This is a genomic window from Sphingomonas sp. ABOLG, from assembly GCF_003950435.1.
Lineage (GTDB): Bacteria > Pseudomonadota > Alphaproteobacteria > Sphingomonadales > Sphingomonadaceae > Sphingomonas > Sphingomonas panaciterrae.
Genome location: NZ_QQWW01000007.1, coordinates 217,166 through 224,579, shown reverse-complemented (window position 1 = coordinate 224,579; position 7,414 = coordinate 217,166). Strand labels below are relative to the sequence as shown.

Here is a 7,414-nt window from a genome sequence, read left to right as displayed (position 1 = left end):
ACGTTCTGGATCATCACCGACAGAACGTTCCGTTCCCGAACCAGCCCCCCGTAGAACAGCGCCAGCGCCGGCGTCATCATGAGGACGAGCGCCGTACAGGCGAGCAGAAAGGCGGTATCGCCCGGTTCAATTCCTCTCATCAGCGCTTCCTCTCGATTTTTACATATTCGATCCTGAGGCCCGACGATGGTCGCGTAACGGATTCTATGAACTGCGGATCTTTCCTGCTCTTTGCAGTCTGAGGTTTTTACCTATCTCGAGCAGATGTGTATCTTCTGTGTCTAATCCGCCATCCTAATCAGATTAGGCGCCGCAAAAGATCAATGCCGATGACAATTAGCAGCACCGCGTAGGTTAGCTGCAAGGTTCGCTCGTTCATCTTGTGGCTGACACTCACGCCGATCGGCGCGGCAACCATGACTGTCGGAACCATCACCAGGAATATGATAACGTCGACATAGCCGAGTGAGTAAGACGGAAGCTCCTTGGCATTCCAACCGCTGATGATAGCTCCGATTGAGGCCGCCGTGCCGGTGATCAGACCGGTCGCGGCAGAAATCGCGAGCGCGCGTTCCAGACGCATATTGAAGGCCGAGAGGATCGGTGTCGTTAGCGTGCCGCCGCTGGTGCCGGTCATCGCAGCGACGAAGCCGACTATCGAAGAGAGGCCGACCATCTTTGCGCCCTCTGGCGGCTGCTGTCCGAAAAAAAAGCGCCCGTGATTGAACGCGATGTAGAGACCTACCAGGACGATATAGATCGAAAACAGGGCCTGCAAAATCTCGGTCGACCCGAATGGCAGCAGGATCGATCCGATCACAACGCCGACAAGAAGGCCGACGGCCCAGGTCTTGAAAAATCCCACATCTAAATCGCCGAGCTTGTAGTGCTTGCGGCTCGAACTGATGGCGCTCGGTATGACGAGTGCCATTGAGGTCGCGGTTGCTACATGCATCATCACCGGATGGGCAACGCCGAGCCAGGGAAACAGGTAGATGAAGATCGGCATGCGGATGGTGCCCCCGCCGATACCGAACAAGCCCGCGAAGAAGCCCGATATCAAACCAACCAGTATGAATATCACGATGCGTAGGAGAACGTCATCCATCCGGTGGTCTCCTCTGCTCTTGCTTTCGAGCGCTGGTGCGGGTGACACCTGTCGGGACGGTGCCGGAACGGGTACCTTCGCAGAGAGGGGCAAACCGGCGCGGCCATCACCCGCAATCGTTGAGCGCCAGATCGGTCGACAACCGCAACCAGCCTCGCCCGCTCTCTCCGCTCGGCTATTTTACGCCCAGGCCCATGCCGCCAACCTCAGCAAGGCGCTCCAGCTCCGAACCGAATTATAGTCGAAGCAACGGCAGAGGCCGCATTCGTAATCGATCTACTCGTCTCTGAAGCATGCGATGTGAAATGACCGGGCCGCAGGCTTGCCGCTCACGTCAAATGTATGCACCTGCATCTGACTTGGATCTTGCGTCAGTCCAACGGTTATGAAGCCGGGTTGGACTTCCTCTTCCATCGCGCTGCCGATCGTGCCCGCGAAGTTAGTCTTGGCCTCGCCCTGCAGCGGGATCTTCCAGCTTATCAGATATTCGTTGTCGCCCTTCTTTTCGCATTTGTCGATCATGTACCCGCGGGCGATGGTGCCATCAGACTTGATCACACAGGCCAACCGGTTCTCGAACTTTGCCATGATGCTTCTCCTGCGTTACTCGCGTTTGTCGGGAAGGTAGAGTATCGCGACGCCGCCAGTGTCCGGCACCGGGCCAGCGCGCGGCGACCGTTCCGGCGATGAAGCGTGTGCTCCGTGCCGGAACGATGACGCGGCGACTCAACCAGCGCGCAGTTGGCGCGCGCCGCCGGCGATCAGAGGACGCCGGGGAACAGCACGCCCTCGATCTGCCCGGCGAACATTGCCAGCCCCATGCCGGCAACGACACCGCCCGCCAGCCGCACGCTCATCTGGCGCGACGGATGGCTGGTCATCACCCAGCGGGTGACGAGACCGGCGAACACCGCGATCGCCAGCTGGATCAGGGTGAAGCCGCTGAGATAGGCCACCAGCGGCATTTCCTGCGCGCCCAGGATCGACCCTCCATAGGCCCAGCCATGGAACAGCCCAGCGCCTGTGAACAGCGTACCGAGCATGATCACGGGAAGCTGCCGGTTGGTGGCGATGATCGCGCCGAGCAGCAGCACGGTCGCGGCGATGACCAGTTCGGCAACCGGCAGGTTGACGCCCGCGATATGTACCAGGCAGCCCGCCAGGGCACCGACGACGAACGAGATGGTCAGCGGCAACAGCCGCCCCGCCAGCGCCGCGGCAATGCCGACCGCCACGACAAAGGCGAAATGGTCGACCCCGATGATCGGGTGCCCGATGCCGGAAAGCAGCCCGTCGCCGAACGTCGTCGGCGTCTGGCCGCCCGTCGGGTGGTGGGCGAATGCCGGCGACGTGCCCGCCAGGAAAAGAGGCACCGCACAGGCGGCACGTATGGCGGAAGAGCGAAGATTGGCCATGATATGTCTACCTCCTTGGAACTTAGACGGCTTCGAGCCGGTCGCGGACGGTGCGGATCTGGCGAGCGAGTTCCTCCTCGGTCACCAGCCCGCGGCTGAGCATGATGTGCGCGAGCGTCAGGAGCTGGCGCTCCGGGTTCGGGATCTCGCTGTACACCTCCTCCAGTTCGTCCTCGGCGTGCCGGCGCTCGAGCGAGTCCAGCGCGCCGACCGCCGACAGGGCGTCGCAGGTCGCATCGAGGCACACCTTCCATGGCGGCTCCGGATTGGTCACTGACCAGCGCGCCGCCAGCCGCTCCCACGTCTGGTCCTCGTCCTGCAGTGCCTCGAGCAGCTCGACGCGATTGAGGTCGACATATTGCCCCCGGGGGTAGCCGTGACCGGCGGCCTCGGCGGCGCTCATCGTGTCGCCTCCTTGGGCCGGCCGCCGCTATGCACGGGCCGGCTGGCCTTGTGGATCGGCCGCGGACCGTCGGTCGTCCGGCCGGGCTTCGGCTGGGCGATGCCGATCATGCAATCGCGCGTGACGATCTCCGCGAGCTGATCCTCCGACCAGCCCTCGGTGCCCTCGGGCCGCACGGGAAGGACCATGAAGCGGCTCTTGGCATTGGAATCCTCGACCCGCACCTCGACCTCGGCCGGGATGACCAGGCCGAATTCCGCCAGCACCTGACGCGGCCAGCGCACGATCCGGCGACGGTAGTTGGGCGCGCGATACCAATAGGGCGAATGGCCCAGCAGCGGCCGCGGATAGCAGGAGCACAAGGTGCAGACGATCACGTGGTGCAGCGTCGGCGTGTTTTCGAGCACGGTCAGGTGCATGTAGTCGCTGGTGGTGCCAAAGCCGCTCGGCTCGGCCCAGTCGACGCCCACCTCCTTGCTGGCATTCAGCGGGTCGGAAAAAACCCGCGCCTTGTACTCGGGGTCCAGCCAGGCCTTGGCGACCATGCGTGATCCCGCGGCCGGCGACCGCGCGTCGTTCCATTCCGAGAACACGCGATGATCTTCGGCGGTGAACAGGCCCTTCTCGATCGCCAGTTCACGAACCGCCAACTCGAGCACTTCGAAGTCGGAAATCTCGTCGACCATCGGCGCTGCGCCGGGATGGTCGTCGTCGTGATCGTGCGAATGGTCGTGGCCATGATTATCTGTCGTCGCCATGCTTAGCTCCTATGGCTGGGGCGATTGCGTCAGTTACTTGACGGGTTCGAGCCACATGTCCGGATATTCACTCTGCAGCGTGTCGTTCGGGAACGGATATTCCGCCCAGAGTTCGGTCTGCGGGAAGCGGACAATATAATATTGCTGCTGCGGCTGATCGTAGCGCTCCCAGGCCTCATCGGCAGGAACCAGGTCGGGATAGGTCAGCGCAGCAATCGTACCCGTCATGTTGCGGGCATATAATTGCGTGCGGGTGTAGAAGATCGCCGGAAGATCCTTCACCCGCACCTTGTCGCCCACCTTGAAACGGCCCGGCAGCGTCTCACCCGTCGGCTCCCAGGGGGGCTTGGGCCCGTAATCGGGGCGTTGCCCGCTGCTGGCCTGGCTGGGATCGCCATTATGGGTGGCGATGTCGACATGAGCAGACGCGCCGATGTTCGACTTGGCGTGTCCGTCGCGGGTGGCGTTGACGCCCAGCCGCTCGCGGATCTCGGCAATCTTTTCCTGCAGTTCGAGCAGCCCGATGTATTTCTTGTCGACCAGCATCTTTGCTGCGCCCCAGATCCAGCGGGCATTGTACGGAAAGCCGTAATAGAGCGTCATGCCAATATCATTGGCATAAATGCGACGCCGCTCTTCGGCATTCCACATGCCGCGAAAGCCCAGTACTTCGCAGGTGATGTAGACGTTTTTCTCCCAATCCTCGTCCTCTTTTTCTTCAAAGATCTGAGGAGCGGCTGCCTGACCGCCAACATCATGCGTCGGCCAGATATAGGATTCATACTGGATATGCGGGACTTCGTATGGCCAATCCCTTTCCTGATGGATCGCCGGCATCAATTGGGAGCCGGTTTCGTAGATCTGGCGGGTTTCCTTGGGTGACGGCATCGCGCTATCTCCGTTGTTCCGGGTCGAAACGAGGAAGCTTTGGGTCAGTCGTGACTTGTGGCTCCGACAAGCGCTGTTGTGGCGCCGCCAGCCCCATCTTTCGTGAAGCAACCAAATTCGTACCAAAGCCTCTGTCGGCCCTTTGGTTGTAGGGGACGCAAACTGACCGCTAAATACGCATCTTCCCCTAAAGCTTACCAAAAGCAGCGGCCATTTTAGCGAGATCATCGATCCCTGATCGGTGCACGCGCTCACCCTGAACCGCCGCGCAGGCGTCCGCACGGAGCATCATTCGTCAGAATTCGGCGCGAACGCCCAGGCGCAACGTGCGCGGCTCGACTACCCGGCTCAGCCGCCCTTCGATCGGGCCGTCCACATCAACCGAGGGGATGTAGGACTCGTAGAAATAGACTATGTCCTTGTCCCGGCTGTTCAGGATGTTGAGCAGCTCGCCATAGACCTGGAACCGTCCGATCTTCCGCGCCGCGCGAAAGTTGAACACGGTGCTTCCGCCATCTCTGACGCTATTGTCCTCGATCAGCGGATAGGGCCCAAGGTGGCGCAGACGCAGGCTGGCCTCCCATGGGTCAAGCACAAGAGCGATGCCGGCAGACGCCGCATCCTCGAACGCATTGGGGATCCGGTCGCCATTGTCATACCGTGAGCGGCTGGCCGTGTAGTTGCCGTCAATCGCCAGCCAGCGCAGCGGCCGCCAGAACGCAATCAGTTCATAGCCGCGCCGCTTGCTCGCGCCGGTCGGCTCGACGGCGTTGGAATCGCCGACGAAGCGCAGCTCGCTGTCCACGTCCAGCCACCAATACGTGGCGGTCAGCGTCAGCGAGGACAATTGCCAGCGCGCGCCCACTTCCTTGCCCTCGCCGCGCACCAGCACCGGCACGGGCGTTTCGATATTCACCGCGCCGCGAACGTCGTTGGAGTGAAAACCCCGCCCCCAATTGCCGTACAATTCCAGGTTCGGCGTCAGCGAATAGGCGACCGAGGCCTTGGGGGAGAGGATGGAATCATGCCCATTCCCCGTGCCGGCCTGCGCTGCGGCCTCGTCGCGTGCACGGACGGAATAATGGTAATAATCGCCGCGCAGGCCGCCGATCAGCCGAAGGCCAGCCAGCGGCTCCCACGTCGCCTCGCCATAAAGCGCGGCCGACGCTTCCTCGACGTGGTACCGGCCGAGCGAGAACAGAAACCGGCGCTCGCTCGTGCGCGACACACCGACATTACCGATATGATCATATCGCGCCTCTGTGCCGAGCGTGAGCGTCAGCGCCTGGGACACCGTCCAGTGCTTCTCGCCGCGACCACCGATGATCCATCGCCGGTCGAACTGGCGGATCTGCGCACTTGTCCCGTCCGGGTCGGTGTAGGTCGGGTTGGACGTCATCGCCCAGTCGTAGAACTGGCCATAGATGTTCGCGCGCCAGTCCGTCTGGCGGAACGCGATATTGCCGACCAGCCGTGTGGTGCGCCCGCGTGCGGACGGATCGGGCGAACAGAAGACATCGGGGCAGATCGGCGATCCGATGACTCGCTCGGGGATCTGCTCAGTTGGACGCCATGTCGCGTGATAGGCATTGAGCGACGCCTCGATCGTTCCCTCGCCAAGTGGCGCGACATATTTGGCAAAGCCGGACGCGTGGCGAAGATGCTCTGGCTCCTGCCACGGCCCGTCATAGATTTTCGCTTGGCCGGCGAGCGTCAGCTTGCCCGCGCCGAGCCCGTCGGTCGTCCCGCCCGCCGCCAGCCGAGCATAGCCATAGGAACCGCCTTCCAGCGACACCCACGGGGCATTGAAGCTCTCGATCGTCGTCATATAGGCCGCGCCGGCCAGCGCGAAGTCGCCGCCATCGGCGCGGTACGGCCCTTTGCGGAAATCCTCCCGCGCAATGATCTCCGGGATCAGGCCGTTGAGGTCGAGATAGCCCTGACCGTGACCATGGGTCCTCAGGTTCATCTGCACGCCATCGATGTAGGTGGTGAAGTCCGACCCGTGATCCAGGTTGAAGCCGCGCAGAAAGTACTGGTTGGCCTTGCCGCTGCCGGAATGCTGCGCGGCCACCATGCCGGGCACTGCTTCAAGCAGTTCCGAGACGCGCAGCAGCGGCCTCACCAGCAGGTCCGCACCAGCCACAGTCCCCTCGCTGGCGGCATGGGCAACGCCGATCTTCGCCTCCCCGCGACCAAAGACCACGATATCGGCACCCGCCGGCTCGGTCGACTCCGGCGTCGGCTTGGCTGCTGGCTGTCCGCTCAGCTGAGCCTCGGCCGGTACGGTGAAAGCGCAAGCCAACGCCGCCAGGCACCCCCTTAAAATGGTCTTCATCGACATTCCTTGCTGTGGGAAAGAGTTCGGCGATTGTGCCCCGCCGATCTCGTGCTTCGATGATTCGACAGGAGAGGAGAGAGGTTTCCAGCGACGATCGATGTAGTACGACCAAGGATGACTCCGCGCGCTAGGAGGAGAAATTCGGCGCTAGGCAGTATGTTCATCAACGCAGTGTGCCGTGCGTTAAGCTTAGTCTTCGAATACTTCTTAACGAGCATATGATACTCGTCGATTCGTGACTTTACGTATGATTACAGAGAGCCTTTCTGGAATACGCGCTCCTAAATCCCCCTATTGTTCTCTTTGGAGGCTGGTGGGAGGGTTGAGCCTCTTCAACGATGCGGTTGACCTAGAAAGGCCAACTCACGTCTTCATGTGAGTGCCGTTTCCCTTCCACTTGAAATGCTATCGCCACAGAAGCGGCATGACGATGAGCATTCCGCAACCATTTCGCCATTGATCAAGAGGCGCGATCGACGCGGCCTACTGCTTAGCAAGGGA

General features: G+C 61.7%; 7 protein-coding genes and 1 pseudogene. All 8 read right to left on the bottom strand.

The window, feature by feature from the left end:
• Positions 1–140: pseudogene (locus CA236_RS10765) on the bottom strand (ammonium transporter); the annotation flags it as partial.
• Between the two features lie 158 nt (positions 141–298).
• A complete protein-coding gene (locus CA236_RS10760) occupies positions 299–1,108 on the bottom strand; it encodes a sulfite exporter TauE/SafE family protein (protein WP_125945575.1) in 810 nt (269 codons plus the stop codon).
• A gap of 276 nt (positions 1,109–1,384) precedes the next feature.
• Complete coding sequence (locus CA236_RS10755; RefSeq protein WP_046408931.1) at positions 1,385–1,696, bottom strand: hypothetical protein; 312 nt, start codon at positions 1,694–1,696, stop codon at positions 1,385–1,387.
• Positions 1,697–1,869: 173 nt separating this feature from the next.
• Positions 1,870–2,523 carry a HupE/UreJ family protein gene (locus CA236_RS10750; protein ID WP_046408930.1) on the bottom strand — a complete coding sequence of 218 codons (654 nt, stop codon included), beginning with the start codon at positions 2,521–2,523 and terminating at the stop codon, positions 1,870–1,872.
• A 22-nt stretch (positions 2,524–2,545) separates the two neighbouring features.
• Positions 2,546–2,926: a hypothetical protein gene (locus tag CA236_RS10745; protein ID WP_082102911.1), complete on the bottom strand. Its 381-nt coding sequence runs from the start codon at positions 2,924–2,926 to the stop codon at positions 2,546–2,548.
• On the bottom strand, positions 2,923–3,684 hold the full coding sequence (gene scnC, locus CA236_RS10740) for a thiocyanate hydrolase subunit gamma (RefSeq protein ID WP_082102909.1): 762 nt from the start codon (positions 3,682–3,684) through the stop codon (positions 2,923–2,925). Before scnC ends, CA236_RS10745 begins: the two co-directional genes overlap by 4 nt.
• A gap of 33 nt (positions 3,685–3,717) precedes the next feature.
• Positions 3,718–4,572: an SH3-like domain-containing protein gene (locus CA236_RS10735; RefSeq protein ID WP_164518911.1), complete on the bottom strand. Its 855-nt coding sequence runs from the start codon at positions 4,570–4,572 to the stop codon at positions 3,718–3,720.
• A 295-nt stretch (positions 4,573–4,867) separates the two neighbouring features.
• Positions 4,868–6,910, bottom strand: coding sequence for a TonB-dependent receptor (locus CA236_RS10730; protein WP_125945573.1), 2,043 nt, complete (start codon positions 6,908–6,910; stop codon positions 4,868–4,870).
• Between the last annotated feature and the right edge of the window lie 504 nt (positions 6,911–7,414).

Excerpts from the sequence above, each read along its gene's own strand:
- CA236_RS10735 (WP_164518911.1), bottom strand. The coding sequence starts at position 4,572 with ATGCCGTCACCCAAGGAAACCCGCCAGATCTACGAAACCGGCTCCCAA.
- CA236_RS10730 (WP_125945573.1), bottom strand. The coding sequence starts at position 6,910 with ATGAAGACCATTTTAAGGGGGTGCCTGGCGGCGTTGGCTTGCGCTTTC.
- CA236_RS10755 (WP_046408931.1), bottom strand. The coding sequence starts at position 1,696 with ATGGCAAAGTTCGAGAACCGGTTGGCCTGTGTGATCAAGTCTGATGGC.
- CA236_RS10745 (WP_082102911.1), bottom strand. The coding sequence starts at position 2,926 with ATGAGCGCCGCCGAGGCCGCCGGTCACGGCTACCCCCGGGGGCAATAT.
- CA236_RS10750 (WP_046408930.1), bottom strand. The coding sequence starts at position 2,523 with ATGGCCAATCTTCGCTCTTCCGCCATACGTGCCGCCTGTGCGGTGCCT.
- scnC (WP_082102909.1), bottom strand. The coding sequence starts at position 3,684 with ATGGCGACGACAGATAATCATGGCCACGACCATTCGCACGATCACGAC.
- CA236_RS10760 (WP_125945575.1), bottom strand. The coding sequence starts at position 1,108 with ATGGATGACGTTCTCCTACGCATCGTGATATTCATACTGGTTGGTTTG.